Annotated in this window: 2 protein-coding genes; both read right to left on the reverse strand. The window is 74.5% G+C overall.

Features of this window, described 5'->3' with window-relative positions; all coding sequences use genetic code 11:
- Nucleotides 1–58: 58 nt before the first annotated feature.
- Nucleotides 59–15,640 (reverse strand): type I polyketide synthase, encoded by a 15,582-nt coding sequence (locus ACFVXJ_RS30220; RefSeq protein WP_389666535.1) that lies wholly within the window; start codon nucleotides 15,638–15,640, stop codon nucleotides 59–61.
- Nucleotides 15,641–15,950: 310 nt separating this feature from the next.
- On the reverse strand, nucleotides 15,951–18,278 hold a 2,328-nt coding region (locus ACFVXJ_RS30225), incomplete at its 5' end, for an SDR family NAD(P)-dependent oxidoreductase (protein WP_389666537.1).

The raw sequence follows: 18,278 nt of genomic DNA on the forward strand, positions 1-18,278 counted from the left end.
CGCGCGGAGCCGGTGGATCGGAAGGAGGGAGCCGCGGTGCGGTGCGTCCCGGAGCCGGTCAGGACAGCCCCAGTTCGTCGTCGAGGAGATCGAAGATCTCGTCGGCCGTCGCGGACTGGATTTCCCGCTCGTCGGCGGCGCTGTCCTGTGCACTGTGCGTTTCATTCCACTTCGCCAGAAGGTCTCGCAGCCGGGCGGTGATGCCCGCGCGTTCGACGTCGTCGGGGGCGACCGTCGAGAGGATCGATTCGAGCTTGTCGAGTTCCGCGTGGACGGACCGGCGGGACGGCTCGTCCCGGCCGAGCCGCTCGCCGAGGTACGCGGCGAGCGCGGCGGGGGACGGGTAGTCGAAGATCAGCGTGACGGGCAGCCGGAGTCCGCAGACCGCCGTGAGCCGGTTGCGCAGGTCGACCGCCGTCAGCGAGTCGAAACCCAGGTCGAGGAAGCCCCGGCCGGCGTCGACGTCGTCCGCGTCCCGGTGGCCGAGGACGGCGGCCACCTGGGTGCGGACCAGCTCCATGAGCGCCTGGTCCCGTTCGGCGGCCGACAGGCCCCCGAGACGCTCGTCCAGGGAGCCGGCGGGGTCCGTGCCCCGCCGGGCCGCGGTGCGCGCCCCGGAGTCGGCGGCGCGCCGCGCCGGCGTACGGACCAGGCCCCGCAGCAGCGGCGGCAGGGTGCCGTCCGCGGCTTGGGCGCGCAGGGCCGCCGGTTCGGTCCGCATGGGCACGAGGACGGCGTCGTCCAGCGTGCGGGAGGTGTCGAACAGCGCGAGGCCCTCGTGGGGGGCGAGCGCGGTCACCCCGGAGCGGGCCATCCGGGCCAGGTCGGCGTCGTCCAGGGCGCCCGCCATGCCGTCCTCGGCCGCCCACAGGCCCCAGGCCAGTGACTGGCCGGCGAGCCCGTGGGCGCGCCGGTGCTGGGCGAGGGCGTCGAGGAAGGAGTTGGCGGCGGCGTAGTTGCCCTGACCGGCGGCGCCGAAGCAGCCGGCGACGGAGGAGAAGAGCACGAACGCGGAGAGGGGGTGGCCCTCGGTCAGCTCGTGGAGGTTCCAGGCCGCGTCGACCTTGGGACGCAGGACGGTGTCCAGGCGTTCGGGGGTGAGCGAGTCGATGATGCCGTCGTCGAGGACACCGGCGGTGTGCACGACGGCCGTCAGCGGACGCTCCGACGGCACGGCGGCGAGCACCGCCGCCAACGCGTCGCGGTCCGCCGCGTCACACGCCGCCCACGTCACCTCCGCACCCGACGCGCCCAACTCACGGGCCAGTTCGGCCGCACCGGGCGCCAGCCCGCCCCGACGGCTCAACAACAGCAGACGCCGCACGCCGTGCTCGACGACCAGATGACGAGCCACCAGCCGGCCCAACGTACCGGTCGCGCCGGTGACCAGGACCGTACCCTCCACGTCGTACGACGGGACCGCTACCGGGGCCGTCCCGGCGGCTCGGGCGGTGCGGCGCAGCCGGAAGGCGTGTGCCTCGCCCGCACGCAGCGCGAGTTGCGGTTCGTCGGTCGCCAGCGCTGCGGCCAGGGCCCCGAAGGAGGTCTCGGTGCCGTCGGTGTCGGCGAGCACGAACCGGCCGGGGTTCTCCGACTGCGCGGACCGCACCAGGCCCCACACGGGGGCGTGGGCCAGGTCCGCCACCTGCTCGCCGGGCGCGGCGGCGACCGCGCCCCGGGTCAGGACCACCAGTCGGGAGCCGTCGAGGTGTTCCTCGGCGAGCCATTCCTGCACGAGGGCGAGCGCCCGGTGGGTGGCCGCTCTGGCGGTCGCGGCCCGGTCGCCGGCGGGGGTGGCGGGCCCCACGGGGACGACGACGACGTCGGGTGCCGGGGTGCCCGACGCGAGGTCGGCGCGCAGTTCGGCGAGCCCGGCGTACGCGTCGAGGCGTTCGCCGGCGACCCGCAGGTCCGGTGCGTCGTCGCCCAGCACGGCCCAGCGCTCCCCGGCGGGGATGACCCCGGCGGGGAGGGACAGCGTGGTCCACTCGACGCCGAACAGCGACTCGTGGTGCGCGGACCGGTCCCGGCCGAGTTGCTCCGCCGTGACGGGCCGCAGGACGAGGGAGTCCACGGTCGCCACCGGCGCGCCGGTGGAGTCGGCGACGTCCAGGGTGACGCCGCCGCCGGAGGGGGCGGCGGTCAGGCGGACGCGGAGTCCGGCGGCTCCGGACGCGTGCAGCCGTACGCCGGTCCAGGCGAAGGGGAGCCGGGCTCCCTCGGTCGGGGCGTCGGTGGCCGCGCCGGGCGTGCCGAGGCCGAGGGCGTGCAGGGCGGCGTCCAGGAGGGCCGGGTGCACGCCGTAACCGGCGGCGTCGGCCTCGTGGGCGTCGTCGAGCGCGACATCGGCGAACAGTTCGTCGCCGCGCCTCCAGACGGCTCGCAGCCCCTGGAAGGCGGGCCCGTAGCCGAGCCCTGCCGCCGCCGCGGCCGGGTAGAACCCGTCGGTGGGGACGGGCTCCGCGCCGGCCGGCGGCCACTGCGCCAGGTCGACGGCGTGCGTCGGCGCTGTCGGCGCGAGGACGCCGGTGGCGTGCCGGGTCCACGGCTCGTCGGCCGGGGCGTCGGCGGGGCGGGAGTGGAGGGCCAGGGTCCGCCGGCCGGTGTCGTCCGGTGCGTCGACGGCCACCTGGAGCTGTACGGCCCCCTGGTCGGGGAGGGTGAGCGGCGCTTCGATGGCCAGCTCGTCGAGGGTGTCGCAACCGGCCTGTTCACCGGCTCGGAGGGCGAGTTCGACGAAGGCCGTGCCGGGCAGCAGGACGGTGTCCATGACCGTGTGGTCCGACAGCCACGGGTGGGTGGAGAGGGCGAGGCGTCCGGTGAGGACCAGCCCGCCGGAGGCGGGCAGTTCCACGGTGGCGCCCAGCAGCGGGTGGTCCGCCGTCTGGAGACCGGCCGCCATCACGTCCTCGGCGGAGACGCCGACGTCGAGCCAGTAGCGCTTGCGCCGGAAGGCGTAGGTGGGCAGATCCACCCGCTGTGCGCCGGTCCCGGAGTAGTAGGCGTCCCAGTCGACGGGCACACCCTGGACGTGGGCCCGGGCGAGGGCGGTGGCCAGCGTCTCGGCCTCGGGGCGGCCGGTGCGCTGGACGGGCACGAAGACCGCGTCCGTGTCGCCGGTGACGCACTCCTGGGCGAGGGCGGACAGGATGCCGTCGGGCCCGAGTTCGAGGTACGTGGTGACGCCCTCGGCCTCCAGGGCGCGTACGCCGTCCAGGAAGCGGACGGCCTCGCGGACGTGCCGTACCCAGAAGTCGGCGGACGCCATCTCGTCGGTGACCGGCGCGCCGGTCAGGTTCGAGACGACGGGGATGCGCGGTGTCCCGTAGACGAGCCCCTCGGCGACCTTGCGGAAGTCGGCGAGCATGCCGTCCATGTGGGGCGAGTGGAACGCGTGACTGACCGTCAGGCGCTTGGTCTTACGACCCCGGGCGTCGAAGACCTGGGCGATGGCGACCGCCGCGTCCTCGTCACCGGCGATCACGACCGACTGCGGCCCGTTGACGGCGGCGACGCTCACCCGCTCGGTGAGCAGCGGCAGGACCTCGTCCTCCGCGGCCTGTACGGCGATCATCACGCCACCGCCGGGCAGTGCCTGCATCAGCCGGCCGCGTGCGGTGACCAGTTCACCGGCGTCCTGGAGCGAGAGGACCCCGGCGACGTGCGCCGCGACGATCTCACCGATCGAGTGGCCGGCCAGGAAGTCCGGTGTCAGACCCCAGCTCTCGACCAGCCGGAACAGCGCCACCTCGATCGCGAACAGCGCCGGCTGGGTGTGTTCCGTCCGGTCCAGCGCCTCGGCATCGGCACCGAACAGCACGTCCTTCAGCGGTGTGTCGAGGTGCCGGTCCAATTCGGCGCAGACCTCGTCCAGCGCCTGCGCGAAGGCGGGGTACGTCTCGTACAGCTCGCGCCCCATCCCCGGCCGCTGGCTGCCCTGCCCGGTGAAGAGGAAGGCCGTGCGGCCCTCGCGGGCGGTGCCGCGCAGGAGTCCCGCCGTGTCCTCGCCGCGGGCCAGGGCGTCGAGGCCGCGCAGCAGTTCCGCGCGGTCCCCGGCGAGCAGCGCGGCGCGCTGTTCCAGCGCCGAGCGGGTCGTCGCCAGGGAGAGGCCGAGGTCGAGGCTGCGCAGCGCGGGGTCGGCGTGGACGTGGGCGTGGAGCCGGCGGGCCTGGGCGCGCAGCGCGTCCTCGCCGCGCGCGGACACCAGCAGCGGCACGGGCACCGGCCCGGTGGTGGCGCCGGCCGGGGGCCCGGCCGGCGCGGCGTCCGGCTCGGGGGCCTGTTCGATGATGGCGTGCGCGTTGGTGCCGCTGATGCCGAACGACGAGACGCCCGCGCGGCGCGGCCGGCCGGTCCGGGGCCACGGCACCTCCTCGGTGAGGAGGGACACCGCCCCCGCCGACCAGTCGACGTGCGGTGTCGGCTCGTCCACGTGCAGGGTCCTGGGCAGCACGCCGTGGCGCATCGCCATGACCATCTTGATGACGCCGGCGACGCCCGAAGCGGCCTGGGTGTGGCCGAGGTTGGACTTGACCGAGCCGAGCAGCAGCGGCTGGTCGCCGCTGCGCTCCTGGCCGTAGGTGGCGAGCAGCGCCTGCGCCTCGATGGGGTCGCCGAGGGTGGTGCCGGTGCCGTGCGCCTCGACCGCGTCGACCTGTCCTGCGGTGACACCGGCGTTGGCGAGCGCGGCACGGATGACGCGCTGCTGGGAGGGGCCGTTGGGGGCGGTGAGGCCGTTGCTGGCGCCGTCCTGGTTGACCGCCGAGCCCCGGAGGACGGCCAGGACCCGGTGGCCGTTGCGGCGGGCGTCGGACAGCCGCTCCAGCAGGAGCATGCCGGCACCCTCGCCCCAGCCGGTGCCGTCCGCGGCGGCGGCGAAGGACTTGCACCGGCCGTCGGCGGCCAGCCCGCGCTGGCGGCTGAACTCGATGAACGTGCCGGGCGTGAACATCACGGTGACACCGCCGGCGAGGGCCAGCGAGCACTCGCCGTTGCGCAGTGCCTGCGCGGCGAGGTGCAGGGCGACCAGCGACGAGGAACAGGCCGTGTCGACGGTGACCGCGGGGCCCTCCAAGCCGAAGGTGTAGGCGACGCGGCCCGAGACGATGCTGCTGGAGCTGCCGGTGCCGAGGTAGCCCTCCACACCGTCCGGTACGGCGTGCAGCCGCGCACCGTAGTCGTGGTACATGACGCCCGCGAAGACGCCGGTCCGGCTGCCGCGCACGGTCGCCGGGTCGATCCCGGCCCGCTCGAAGGCCTCCCAGGTCGTCTCCAGCAGCAGCCGCTGCTGCGGGTCCATCGCCAGCGCCTCGCGCGGCGAGATCCCGAAAAAGGAGGCGTCGAACTCGGCGGCGTCGTGCAGGAACCCGCCGTCCCGTGCGTAGGACGTGCCCTGGCTCTCCGGGTCGGGGTCGTACAGGCCCTCGGTGTCCCAGCCCCGGTTCTCGGGGAGCCGGGTGATGCCGTCCGCGCCGGCGGTCAGCATCTGCCACAGGTCCTCGGGGCTGCGTACGTCACCGGGGTAGCGGCAGCTCATGGCGACGATCGCGATGGGCTCGTCGGCGGCCGCGACGGTGGTGCCGGCGGGGTCGCCCGTCGCTGCCGCGGTGTCGTCGCCGAGCAGTTCGCCACGCAGGTGGCGGGCGAGGACGACCGGGTCCGGGTAGTCGAAGATCAGCGTCGCGGGCAGGCGCAGCGCGGTCGCCGCGTTCAGGCGGTTGCGGAGCTCGACCGCGGTGAGCGAGTCGAAGCCCAGTTCCTTGAAGGCGCGGCCCGACTCGACGGAGGCGGGGCCCGCGTGCCCGAGCACCGCCGCGACCTGGGTGCGCACCACGTCCAGCAGGGCACGTTCCTGTTCGGCGGCGGTCAGCCCCGCCAGCCGGCGGCGCAGCTCCGACTCGGCGGAGCCGGCCCCGGCGGACGCGTCGACGGACCGCCGTGCCACTGCGCGTACGAGCCCGCGCAGCAGCGGGGCGATGGTGCCGGCCGCGGCCTGGGCGCGCAGGGCCTCCGTGTCGACCCGCATGAGGGCCACGGTCGCGTCGTCGAGGGAGACGGCGGTGTCGAACAGGTCCAGGCCGTCGGCGGCCGGCAGCGGTGGCAGTCCGGACCGGCGCATCCGGTTGACGTCGGCCGCGTCGAGCGCGCCCGCCATGCCGTCGGCGACGGACCACAGGCCCCAGGCCATGGCGGTCGCCCGGAGCCCGTGGGCGCGGCGGTGCTGGGCGAGGGCGTCCAGGAAGGAGTTGGCGGCGGCGTAGTTGCCCTGGCCGGGGCCGCCGAAGAGGCCGGAGGTGGAGGAGAAGACCACGAACGCGGACAGGTCGAGGTCGCGGGTCAGCTCGTGCAGGTGCCAGGCCGCGTCCACCTTCGGGCGCAGGACCGTGGACAGCCGCTCGGGCGTCAGTGAGGGGATGGTCCCGTCGTCGAGGACGCCGGCGGTGTGCACGACGGCGCTCAGCGGGTGCTCGGCGGGTATGTCCGCGAGCAGTGCGGCCAGCGCCTCCCGGTCGGCCACGTCGCACGCGGCCCAGGTGGCGTGGGCGCCCGACCGGGCGAGTTCGGCGACGAGTTCGGTGGCGCCCGGGGCGTCCGCTCCGCGTCGGCCGACGAGGAGCAGCCGGTCCACCCCGTGATCGGTGACGAGGTGCCGGGCGGTGAGCCGGCCCAGGGCACCGGTGGCCCCGGTGATCAGGACCGTTCCGCCGGGGCCGAACGCGGGTGTGCGGTCGGGCTCGTCCGGGCGGGTCTCGACGCGGGCGAGGCGGGGGACGAGTACGGAGCCCGCGCGCAGCGCGAACCGTTCCTCGTCGGTGGTCAGGGCCGCGCGCAGCGCCCGGTCGGACAGGTCGTGTCCGTCGGTGTCGACGAGGGCGATCCTGCCGGGGTTCTCGGTCTGCGCGGACCGCAGCAGGCCCCACGCCGTGGCGGCGCCGAGGTCGGTCACGTCGTCGGCCGGGTCGGTGGCGACCGCGCCCCGGGTGACGAACACCAGGCGGGAGGCGGCGAACCGCTCGTCGGCCAGCCAGATCCGGGCGAGCGCCAGCGCCGCACGGGCGGCGGTGTGCACGGCCGTCGCGGTGGGGGCGCCGGACGACGGCGCCGGTTCGACGAGGACCTCGTCCGGTACGGCCGTTCCGGCGTCGACCGCGGCGGCCAGCGCGGCCAGGTCGGGGTACCGGTCCAGATCCGGGTGGCGGTCGGCGGCGGGCGTGCCGGGGGCGGCGACGATCGCGTGACGGACCTCGGGGGCGGGGTGCGCGTCGAGGCCGGACAGCTCGGTCCACTGCTGGCGGAACACGGACTCGTGGTAGCCGGAGCGGGCCGCGCGGAGCTGGTCGGCCGTCACCGGGCGCAGCCCGAGGGACTCGACGGCCGCGACCGGGGCGCCCGTGGCGTCGGCGATCTCCAGCCTGACCCCTTCGGCGCCGGCCGGGGCGAGTCGGACCCGCAGCGCGGCGGCTCCGCCGGCGTGGAGCGACACGCCCGTCCAGGCGAACGGCAGCCTGCCCCGGCCGTCGTCGGCGCCGATGCCGCCCAGGCCGATGGCGTGCAGGGCCGCGTCGAGCAGCGCGGGGTGCAGGCCGAAGCGGCCCGCCTGGTCCTCGGTGCCCTCGGGCAGCCTGACCTCGGCGTAGATCTCGCCGTCCCGCTGCCATGCCGTACGCAGGCCCCGGAAGGTGGGGCCGTAGGCGAACCCGATGTCGGCGAGCTGGTCGTACCGCCCGTCCAGGTCCACCTCGGTGGCGCCGGCCGGGGGCCAGGCCGCGAGGTCGAACGCGGCCGGGGGCCGTCCGCCCGCGGCGAGCACACCGCCGGCGTGCCGCGTCCACGGCTCCTCGGCCGCCAGGCCCTCGGCCCGCGAGTGCAGGGCGAACGGGCGGCGCCCGCCCTCCTCGGCGGCACCCACCCACATGCGGAGCTGGACGCCGCCCCGTTCGGGCAGGACCAGCGGAGCCTCCAGTGTCAGCTCCTCCAGGTAGTCGCAGCCGAGCTGGTCACCGGCGCGGATCGCCAGCTCCACGAAGGCGGTGCCGGGCAGCAGCACACTGCCGAGGATGGCGTGGTCGGCCAGCCAGGGGTGCGTGGAGAGCGCCAGGCGGCCGGCGAAGACCATGCCGTCGGACTCGGGCAGGGCGACAGCGGCGCTCAGCAGCGGGTGCGCGGTGTCGTCCAGGCCGATCGCCTCGACGTCGCCGAGGTGGAGGGAGGTGCCGGCCGGCCAGTAGCGCTGCCGCTGGAAGGCGTACGTGGGCAGGTCGACGTGCCGGGCGTCGGTACCGGCGAAGTAGGCGCCCCAGTCGACGGGCGTGCCGTGGGTGTGGACCTGGGCGAGGGAGGTGGTGACGGTCTCGGCCTCGGGGCGGTCCTTGCGGAGGGTGGGCACGAAGACCGCGGCTGCCTCCTCGACGAGGCAGTCCTGCGCCAGTGCGGACAGGATGCCGTCGGGGCCGAGTTCGAGGTACGTGGTGACCCCGGCGGCTTCGAGGGCGCGTACGCCGTCGAGGAAGCGGACCGCCTCGCGGACGTGCCGCACCCAGAAGTCCGCCGAACCCATTTCCTCCGTGACCAGCGCACCGGTCAGGTTCGAGACGATCGGGATACGGGGGGACTCGTACGTGATGCCCTCGGCGACCTGGCGGAACGCCTCCAGCATGCCGTCCATGTGCGGCGAATGGAACGCGTGACTGACCGTCAGACGCTTGGTCTTGCGACCCTGCGCCTCGAACGACCCGGCGATGGCCACCGCGTCCGTCTCGTCGCCCGCGATCACGACCGACTGCGGTCCGTTGATCGCGGCAATGCTCACCCGCTCGGTCAGCAGCGGCAGGACCTCGTCCTCCGACGCCTGCACCGCGACCATCACGCCACCACCAGGCAGCGCCTGCATCAACCGCCCACGAGCGGCGACCAGCGTGCAGGCGTCCTCCAGCGAGAACACCCCCGCCACATGCGCGGCGGCGATCTCACCGATCGAGTGACCGGCCAGGAAGTCGGGCTTCACACCCCAGGACTCCACCAGCCGGAAGAGCGCCACCTCGACCGCGAACAGCGCCGGCTGGGTGTACTCCGTACGGTCCAGGGCGCTCGCGTCGTCGCCGAACAGGATGTCCTTGAGCGGTACGTCGAGGTGGGCGTCCAGGTGCGCGCACACCGCGTCCATGGCGTCCGCGAACACCGGATGGGTGTCGTACAACTCACGCCCCATGCCCAGCCGCTGGCTACCCTGCCCCGTGAACAGGAAAGCCGACTTCCCAGGGGTCGGCGAGCCGGCGACGACGCCCGCCGCCGTGCCGCCGTCCGCGAGCGCGGCCAGGCCCGCCAGGAGAGCGTCACGGTCCGCGGCGACCACGGCCGCGCGCTGTTCGAACGCCGAGCGGCCGACCGCCAGGGACAGTCCCAGGTCCACGGCGCGCAGTTCGGGGTGCCGTGCGGCGTGGTCGTGCAGTCGGCGGGCCTGGTCGCGCAGGGCGTCCTGGCTCCTCGCCGAGACGAGCCACGGCAGCGGGCCGTCGGTGCGCCCGACGGCGGACGGGGCCGTGGTGGTCGTGGGCGAGGCTTCCGGAAGGTCCTCCGGGGCCTGTTCGATGATGGTGTGGGCGTTGGTGCCGCTGATGCCGAACGACGAGACGCCGGCCCGGCGCGGGCGGCCGGTCTCGGGCCACGCGGTCGGCTCCGTCAGCAGGGCGATGTCACCGGCCGTCCAGTCGACGTGCGGGGTGGGCTCGTCGACGTGCAGGGTCTGCGGGAGCACCCCGTGCCGCATCGCGAGGACCATCTTCATGACCCCGGCGACACCGGCGGCGGCCTGCGTGTGGCCCAGGTTCGACTTGATGGAACCGAGCAGCAGCGGCTGCCCCTCGGGCCGGTCCTGCCCGTACGTGGCGAGCAGTGCCTGCGCCTCTATCGGGTCGCCGAGCCGCGTGCCCGTACCGTGCGCCTCGACGGCGTCGACCTCGGCGGCGGACAGCCCCCCGCTCGCCAAGGCGGCACGTACGACGCGCTGCTGGGAGGGGCCGTTGGGGGCGGTCAGGCCGTTGCTGGCACCGTCCTGGTTGATCGCCGAGCCCCGCACCACCGCCAGGACCGGGTGACCCTTGGCCCGCGCGTCCGACAGCCGCTCCACGAGCAGCATGCCGACGCCCTCGCCCCAGCCCGTACCGTCGGCCGCCGCCGCGAACGCCTTGATCCGGCCGTCCTCGGCAAGACCTCGCTGACGACTGAAGTCGATGAAGGAGGCGGGCGTGGACATCACCGTCACACCACCGGCCAGCGCCATGGTGCACTCGCCCTGCCGCAGCGCCTGCATCGCCCAGTGCAGGGCGACCAGCGACGACGAGCAGGCGGTGTCGACGGTGACCGCCGGGCCCTCCAGGCCCAGGACGTAGCTGACGCGGCCGGAGACGACGCTCGCGGCGTTGCCGGTGCCGAGGAAGCCCTCGACGCCGTCGGGGGCGGCCAGGATGAGGTTGAGGTAGTCCTGGCCGTTGGTACCGGTGAAGACGCCGATCTGCTCGCCGCGCACGCCGGCCGGGTCGATGCCGGCCCGCTCGAACGCCTCCCACGAGGTTTCCAGCAGCAGCCGCTGCTGCGGGTCCATGGCGAGGGCCTCGCGTGGGGAGATCCCGAAGAACGCCGGGTCGAAGTCGGTGGCGTCGGCGAGGAAGCCGCCCTCGCGGACGTAACTGGTGTTCTCGGCGGCGGACTCGGGATCGTACAGCCCGTCGAGGTCCCAGCCGCGATCGGCCGGGAAGCCGGAGATGGCGTCGCGTCCGGTGACGAGGAGCTCCCAGAGGTCCTCGGGGCTGCGCACTCCGCCGGGGAAGCGGCAGCTCATCGCGACGATGGCGATGGGGTCGTCGTCGGTGGCCGGCGCGGTGGCCGTGGGGGCGCGGTGGGTCGCGCCGGGCGTCTGCGAGCCGAGCAGCTCGTCCTGGAGGAAGGACGCCAGGGTCAGGGAGTTGGGGTAGTCGAAGATCAGCGTCGCGGGCAGCCGCAGGCCGGTGCGGGCGGAAAGGAGGTTGCGGATCTCCACCGCGGTGAGGGAGTCGAAGCCGAGGTCGCGGAAGGCGCTGACCGGGTCGACGGATTCCGGTCCGGCATGCCCGAGTACGGCGGCCACCTGGGTGCGGACGAAGTCCAGGGCCAGCCGGTCGCGTTCGTCGGCGGTGGCGGCGTCGGCGAGACGCGCGGCGAGGGTGTCGGCGGGGCCGCCGTTGTCACCGGCCGCGGCGGATCCCGGGGCGGAGGTGAGCGCCTGCGCGACCTCGGGGAGGTCTGAGATCAGCGGGCAGGGGCGCACGGCGGTGAGGCCGGGGGCCAGCCGCCGCCAGTCGATGTCGGCGACGACGGAGGAGGTCTCGTCGAGGGTGAGTGCCGTGCGCAGTGCGGACAGGGCCGTCTCGGGGGCGAGGGCGGGCAGGCCGGACAGCCGCAGGCGTTCGGCGACGAGGTCGTCGGTCGCCATGCCGCCTTCGGCCCAGGCTCCCCAGGCGAGCACGGTGGCGGGCAGCCCGTCGGCGCGGCGTTGCTCGGCGAGGGCGTCGAGGTGGGCGTTGGCGGCGGCGTAGTTGCCCTGGCCGGCGGCGCCGAAGACGGCGGCGACGGACGAGAAGAGGACGAAGGCGGAGAGGTCCAGGTCGCGGGTCAGCTCGTGCAGGACGTGGGCCGCGTGCGCCTTGGGGCGCAGTACGCCGGCGAGGCGCCGCGGTGTCTGGGCGTCCAGGACGCCGTCGTCGAGTACGCCGGCGGCGTGGACGACCGTGGTGAGGGGGTGTTCGGCCGGGACGGCCGCGAGGAGCGCCGCGACGGCGTCGCCGTCGGCGACGTCACAGGCGGCGAAGGTGACCTCGGCGCCCAGTCCGCGCAGTTCGGCGGCGAGTTCGGCGGTGCCCTCGGCGTCCGGGCCGCGCCGGCTGACCAGCAGCAGGTGATCGGCTCCGGCGCGGGCGAGGAGCCGGGCGACGTGCCGGCCGAGTGCGCCCGTGCCGCCGGTGACCAAGGCGGTGCCGGTGGTGGTCCACTCGGTGGCGGGGCGCTCCTCGCGGGGGGCGCGGGCCAGCCGGCGGACGAAGACACCGGTGGAGCGTACGGCGAGGTGGTCCTCGGTGCCGAGACCGCCCAGGACGTCGGCGAGACGGCCGGTGGTGCGCTCGTCGGGGACCGGGGGCAGGTCGACGAGGCCGCCCCACCGGTCGGGCAGTTCGAGGGCGGCGGTGCGGCCGAGGCCCCAGACCTGGGCCTGGGTGACGCTGGTGAGCCGGTCGGAGCGGCCGGTGGAGACCGCGCCGCGGGTGGCGGCCCACAGCGGGGCCTCGACACCGGCGTCGCCGAGGGCCTGGACGAGGGCGGTGGTGGCGGCGAGGCCGGCGGACAGCGCCGGGGCCTCGGGGTGGGGCTGCTCGTCCAGCGCCAGCAGGGACAGCACTCCGGCGGGCGCTTCGGCGTCCGCGAGGGTCGCGCCGAGGCGCTCGGCCATGGCGGCGCGGTCGTCGAGGGTCGCGTCGAGTACCAGGGTGCTGACGGTGACGCCCCGGGTGGTCAGCGCGGCCGCGGCGGCCGTGACCCACGGGTCGTCGGCGTGTCCGGCGGGTACGGCGAGCAGCCAGTGCCCGGTGAGGGCGGCCGGCGCGGTGTCCGTGAGCGGCTTCCAGGTGACCCGGTAGCGCCAGCCGTCCACGATGTCGCGGTCGCGGTGGCGGCGGTGCCAGGCGGAGAGGGCGGGCAGCACGCTGCTGAGCGGCTCGTCCCCGTCGACCCCGAGGGTGTCGGCGAGTGCGGCGAGGTCCTCGCTGTCGACGACTTCCCAGAACTTCGCGTCACCGGTGCCGAGTTCGCGGCCGTCGGCGGATTCCGTCAGATCGGTGAACGGGTCGCGGGGCCAGTACAGCTCGCGCTGGAAGGCGTAGGTGGGCAGGTCGACGCGCCGGGCGCCGGTGCCGGCGAACCGGGCGGCCCAGTCCGGGGAGAGGCCGCGCACGTGGGCGCCGGCGACGGCGGCGGTCACCGCCCGGGCTTCGCTCCGGCCGGTGCGCAGCGCGGGCAGGAAGGCCGCGGCGCGGGGGCCGGTGGCGGACAGGCAGTCCTGGCCGAGGGCGGACAGAATGCCGTCGGGGCCGAGTTCGACGTATGTGGTGACGCCGCGGCTCTCCAGCCAACGGATGCCGTCGAGGAAGCGGACGGCGTCGCGGACGTGGCGTACCCAGTAGTCGGCCGAACCCATCTCGTCGGTGACGAGGGTGCCGGTCAGGTTCGAGACGAGGGGGATGCGCGGGGACTCGTACGTGATGCCCTCGGCGACCTGGCGGAACGCGTCGAGCATGCCGTCCATGTGCGGCGAGTGGAACGCGTGACTGACGGTCAGGCGCTTGGTCTTACGACCCTGCGCCTCGAACGACCCGGCAATCGCCACCGCCGCGTCCTCATCACCCGCGATCACGACCGACTGCGGCCCGTTGATCGCGGCAATGCTGACCCGGTCCGTCAGCAGCGGCAGGACCTCGTCCTCCGACGCCTGCACCGCGATCATCACGCCGCCGGCAGGCAGCGCCTGCATCAACCGGCCGCGTGCCGCGACCAGCGTGCAGGCGTCCTCCAACGAGAACACCCCCGCCACGTGCGCGGCGGCGATCTCACCGATCGAGTGACCGGCCAGGAAGTCGGGCTTCAGACCCCAGCTCTCCACCAGCCTGAACAGCGCCACTTCGAGGGCGAACAGCGCCGGCTGGGTGTACTCCGTACGGTCCAGGGCGCTCGCGTCGTCGCCGAACAGCACGTCCTTCAGCGGCCGTTCGAGACGCGGGTCCAGGTGGGCGCAGACCGCGTCCAGCGCCTGTGCGAACACCGGGTGGGTGTCGTACAGCTCGCGGCCCATGCCCGGCCGCTGGCTTCCCTGCCCCGTGAACAGGAACGCCAGTTTGCCCTCCGTGGCGCTTCCTTCGAGGACATCGGCGCAGGGGCGGCCTTCGGCGAGTGCCGCGAGCCCGGTCATCAGGGTGTCCCGGTCGTGGGCGACGACGGCGGCCCGGCGGTCGAGGGCGGCCCGGGTGAGGGCCTGCGAGAAGGCGATGTCGGCGAGGCCGGCGCCCGGGTGGGCGGTCAGGTGGGTGTGCAGGGCGGCGGCCTGGGAACGAAGGGCGGCCTCGGTCCTGCCGGACAGGACGACGGGCAGGACCGCCGCTCCGGTCCCCGGCGCGTCGGAGGTGGCCGGCGCGTCGGAGGTGGCCGGCCGGTCCGCGTCGGCTCCCGGGGCGGTCTCGGGAGCGCTCTCCAGGATGATGTGGGCGTTGGTGCCGCTCATACCGAACGACGAGACGCCGATCCTGCGCGGCTGGTCGGTCCGCGGCCACGGCCGCGCCTCGGTGAGCAGGGACACGTCCCCCGCCGACCAGTCGACGTGCGGCGTCGGCTCGTCCACGTGCAGGGTGCGCGGCAGCAGCCCGTGCCGCATCGCCATGACGCTCTTGATGACGCCCGCGACACCGGCGGCGGCCTGGGCGTGGCCGATGTTCGTCTTGAGGGAGCCCAGCCACAGCGGCCGGCCGTCGGGGCGGTCCTGCCCGTAGGTGGCGATGAGCGCCTGCGCCTCGATGGGGTCGCCCAGCCCGGTACCGGTGCCGTGGGCCTCGACGGCGTCGACCTGGTCGGGGGTGAGCCGGGCGTTGGAGAGGGCCTGGAGGATGACGCGCTGCTGCGAGGGACCGTTGGGGGCGGTCAGGCCGTTGCTGGCGCCGTCCTGGTTGACGGCGGTGCCGCGGATCACGGCCAGGACGGGGTGGCCCTTGCGCCGGGCGTCCGACAGCCGCTCGACGAGCAGGATGCCGACGCCCTCGGCGAGGCTGAACCCGTCGGCGTCGGGTGAGAACGCCTTGCACCGGCCGTCGGTGGCGAGCCCGCGCTGCTTGCTGTAGTCGATGAAGGTGCCGGGCGCCGACATCAGGGTGGCGCCGCCCGCGAGTGCGAGCGAGCACTCGCCGTTGCGCAGCGCCTGCACGGCCAGGTGCAGGGCCACCGAGGAGGACGAGCAGGCGGTGTCGACGGTGACGGCGGGGCCTTCGAGCCCGAAGGTGTACGAGAGCCGGCCGGAGGCGACGCTCGCCGCGTTGCCGGTGCCGAGGTAGCCCTCCACGTTCTCGGACGAACTCAGCAGCGCCGTCAGGTAGTCGTGGTTGCTGGTGCCGACGAAGACACCGACCTGCTTGCCACGCATGGACGTCGGGTCGATCCCGGCCCGCTCGAACGCCTCCCACGAGGTCTCCAGCAGGAGCCGCTGCTGCGGGTCCATCGCCAGCGCCTCACGCGGCGAGATCCCGAACAGCGACGGGTCGAAGCGTGCGAAGTCCTGGACGAAGCCGCCCTGGTTGGCGTAGCTGGTGCCCGGGTGCTCGGGGTCCGGGTGGTAGACGGTGTCCATGTCCCAGCCGCGGTCGGCGGGGAAGCCGCTGATCGCGTCACCGCCGTCGACGACGAGCTGCCACAGCTCCTCGGGCGAGCTGATCCCACCGGGGTAGCGGCAGCCCATGCCGACGATGGCGATGGGGTCCTGGTTCTTCGCCTCGACGTCGCGCAGCCGCTGACGCGTCTGGTGCAGATCCGCCGTCACCAGCTTCAGGTAGTCCCGCAGCGTCTCTTCATTCGCCATTTAACGCAACCACCCATTTGCAGCAGACGGCATAGGAATCTTTTTGAAAAAGGCCGAGAATTACATCGGGTATTCAGTCGGCCCAGCCATGACCGAATCGACTGATCAGGGGCAGGCTATTCGCCGCCTAATCCTCCCGACAACCCCTAACTGCCCCCTACGCACCCCTGGGTGGGAGGGTGGTAGGGGGCAGTGGTGCCCTACGGGAATTCGTCCAGGGGGCTGACCATCCTGACCAATAACAGGAGTTCCGTCAATAACCGTGTCCATTGGATATCCGGTCGGTCGCCCCCTGGGTCGGGGCCTCGGGTCAGGCGCGGCCGAGCCCCTTGTTGATGAAGGCGAACAGTTCCTCGTCGCTCGCGTCCTGGAGGTGTTCGACCTCGTCGAGGAGGCCGTCCGCCGCGCCGGCCGGTGCCGCCGCGGTCCCGTCGGCCGCCGCTGCCGCCGCGCCCGCCGGGTCCTCGCTCTCGTTCCACTTGGCGAGCAGCGACTGGAGCCGCATGGTCACCCGGGCCCGTACGACGTTGTCGGCCGTGCCCCGCTCCAGTACGGTCTCCAGTTTGTCCAGTTCCTCCAGCAGCGGCGCCCCGCCGGCCGCCGCGTCCGGGACGATCCCGGCACGGAGGTAGGCGGCGACCGCGGCGGGCGTCGGGTGGTCGAAGACCAGGCTGGCGGGCAGCTTCAGGCCGCTCGCCGCGCCGAGCCGGTTGCGCAGCTCGACCGAGGTGAGCGAGTCGAAGCCCAGCTCCTTGAACGCCCGGCCGGCCTCGACCGCCGACAGGTCCGGGTGGCCCAGGGTGGCGGCCACGGCGGTACGGACCAGTTCGAGGAGCAGCCGCTCCTGCTCGACCTCGGGAAGTCCGGCGAGCTGCCGGCCGAGCGCCACTCCCCCGGCCTGGTCGTCGGCCGACTCGCGCCGCGTGGTCTCGATGATCCGCCTGGCCTCCGGCAGCTCCAGCAGCAGCGGCCGGTCCCGGTCGGCGGTGAAGGCGAGGGTGAACCGCTTCCAATCCATGTCGGCGACGGTCAGGGTCGTCTCGTCGCGGTCCAGGGCGTGTTGCAGCGAGACCAGGGTCCGCTCGGGCGACATCGCGAGGATGCCGTGGCGGCGCATGCGGTCACCCGCGGCGCTGCCGTCGCCCTGCGGGGCGCCCCACGGGCCCCAGGCGATGGAGGTGGCGGGCAGTCCGGCCGCGCGGCGGTGCTCGGCGAAGGCGTCCAGGAAGGCGTTGCCGGGTGCCTGGTTGCCCTGTCCGGGGGCGCCGAAGGTGGCGGCGAAGGACGAGAACAGCACGAACGCCGACAGGTCGAGCCCGCGGGTCAGCTCGTCCAGGTGGAGCGTCGCGTCGACCTTGAGGCGCAGCACGGCCTCCACCTGCTCGGGCGTGAGCGTCTCGATGACGCCGTCGTCCACGACCGCCGCCGCGTGGAACACCGCCGTCAGCGGCCGGTGGTCCGGGACGGTCGCGAGGAGGGCGGTGACGGCGTCGCGGTCGGCCATGTCGCAGGCGGTGACGGTGACCTCGGCGCCCAGGGCGGTGAGTTCGTCGCGGAGTTCGGTGGCGCCGGGGGCGTCGATGCCGCGGCGGCTGGTGAGCAGCAGGTGCTGGGCGCCGTTGGCGGCCAGCCAGCGGGCGACGTGCGCGCCGAGCGCGCCCGTACCGCCGGTGACCAGCGTCGTGCCCTGCGGCTTCCAGGCCCGCACCGCGGGCACGTCGGCCAGCGGGGCGCGGACCAGGCGCCGGCCGAAGGCCCCCGAGGCGCGGAGCGCCACCTGGTCCTCGGCGCCGTCACCCGCGAGGACGCCGACGAGCCGGGCGAGCGTACGGGCATCGAGGGCGGCCGGGTCGGCGGGGAGGTCGACCAGACCGCCCCAGCGTCCGCCCTGCTCCATGGACGCCACCCGCCCGAGCCCCCAGACGAGCGCCTGGGCCGGATCGGCGACCTGCTCGGAACGACCGGTGGCAACGGCGCCGCTCGTGAGGCACCACAGCGGGGCGTCCACCTCGGCATCACCGAGGGCTTGGGACAGTGCCAGCTCGGCGGGGAAGGCGCCGTCGCCGGCGGGGGCGAGGAGGGACACCACCCCGGTGGGCGTGGCGTCACCCGCCACCGTGCGCAGCGTGTCGGTCAGCCATACGCGGTCCGCGCCGGCCGGGACGGTGACGGCACGCACCTCGGCGCCGTGTTCGCCCAGCACCCGCAGCACGGCGTCGCCGTGCCCGGTGGGCGCCTCGGGAACCACCACCAGCCAGATGCCCGAGAGCCGGGACGCCGCCGGCTCGCCCAGCGACTTCCACGTCACCCGATAGCGCCAACCCTCCACCGTCGACTGCTCACGACTGCGACGACGCCACGACGACAGGGCCGGCAACAACGCCGTCAGCGCCTCGTCCTCCTCGACAGCCAACTCCGAGGTCAACGCGGCCAAGTCCTCACGCTCGACCGCCTCCCAGAACCTGGCGTCGACCGCGCTCTGCCCCGACACCACCGGCGCCTCCACAGGCGCCGCCTCCGGCCAGAACCGCTGCGACTGGAACGCGTAGGTGGGCAGGTCGACCCGGCGGGCGCCGCTCCCCGCGAACACCGCCTCCCAATCCACCGACACACCCCGCACATACGCCTCGCCGAGCGA

The organism is Streptomyces sp. NPDC058279 (genome assembly GCF_042881255.1).
Lineage (GTDB): Bacteria > Actinomycetota > Actinomycetes > Streptomycetales > Streptomycetaceae > Streptomyces.